At 61.0% G+C, this 1,163-nt stretch carries 2 protein-coding genes; both read right to left on the bottom strand.

Translation table 11 applies throughout. The features are described 5' to 3' along the window. Window positions 1-285: biotin transporter BioY (locus tag BIS11_RS18105; RefSeq protein ID WP_253586801.1), on the bottom strand; the 285-nt coding region annotated here is incomplete at its 3' end. A 179-nt stretch (window positions 286-464) separates the two neighbouring features. Beyond that, the gene (locus BIS11_RS18110; RefSeq protein ID WP_253426885.1) at window positions 465-773 is read right to left on the bottom strand and encodes a hypothetical protein; all 309 of its coding nucleotides are present in this window, start codon (window positions 771-773) and stop codon (window positions 465-467) included. Between the last annotated feature and the right edge of the window lie 390 nt (window positions 774-1,163).

Consider the following 1,163-nt stretch of genomic DNA (forward strand, 5'->3'; position numbering starts at 1 on the left):
CGGGCTATCTGTTCGCCTTCCCGCCAGCACCGGCAGGCCCACGGCGGCCTGGCCCAGCCACGCAAGCGTGGTCAGCGCGCCCAGGCGCCAGCCGTAAAGCGCGCCGATCAGCAGTACGCCGAAGGTCTGCAGCGTGACCGGCACGGGCACCATGGGCACCTGGAGGTAGGAGCACAGCGTCAGAAAGAGGGAGCCCAGCACGACCGCGAGCGCCTTGCCGCCCAGCGAGTAGCGGGAGAGATTCAAGGGTGCGGGTAGGGCGAGAGATCGAGGAGCGTCATTCATGATGGCAGTCACCTTTTTTGGTTTTAAGAGTTTACTGCTCGATTCTATCCATCGAGTTAACCATCGTCTAGTTCCTGGGTTTACAGAAGCCCATCGCGCAGGCGAGCCGTCAGGCCGGTGCGCCTGCCAACTGGTTTCATCGAATGGGTGTGTGACGAGTGTTAGCGGTTGCCGAGAGGCTAGTTGGAAACGCGGGCGCAGTTGTCCCGATAGAGCGCTTCATCACTCCCCACCGCGAGGCGCTCGGTGGCGCTGTTGTAGTAGAAGCGCCCGGGCTCAAACCCTGAAAGCGTATAGTCGCCGCACACCCCGTAACCTTTATTGACGCTCACCAGGTGGGCGATCTCGGCCGTCGCCTGACTACCGAGGCGTTCTGAAATCGCCTCGGAAATGTGGGCATCGCGCTGGGCCTCGGAGTAGGCCTGATGGCCGAAGATCAGGCCCGCCACGGCGAAGATGGCAACGACGGGAATCCAGAGATTGTGCATGGGGTATCCAGTGGGAGGAGTAAAAGACGACCGGGAGCGAAGGAAAATGTCGCGCGGAATCATAACGCCTTGCTCATTCACATTCATTGGCTAATCTGGAACCGGTCGAGATTATTCTCCACGTGAGCCTGAGACTACGACCCTCGAACCGCCTTCGAGCATGGCAAAACCTGTGCCCGTCGACTTCAATGAACCAGGGGAGGCATTGCCACCGTGACTCATGGGGCAGGGTATTTCAGGAGAACGCGCATGACCTTCGAGCATCTGGTAACGAACTACGGAAGCCTAGGCCTGTTTCTCGGCGCGGGGCTGGAGGGGGAGGCCGTGGCGATGCTGGGCGGGATTCTGTCGCATCGGCATCTGATCGGCTTCGTGCCGGCGGTGGTGGCG

It is taken from the genome of Halomonas sp. 707D4 (assembly GCF_024158685.1).
In the GTDB taxonomy this organism is placed as follows: domain Bacteria; phylum Pseudomonadota; class Gammaproteobacteria; order Pseudomonadales; family Halomonadaceae; genus Vreelandella.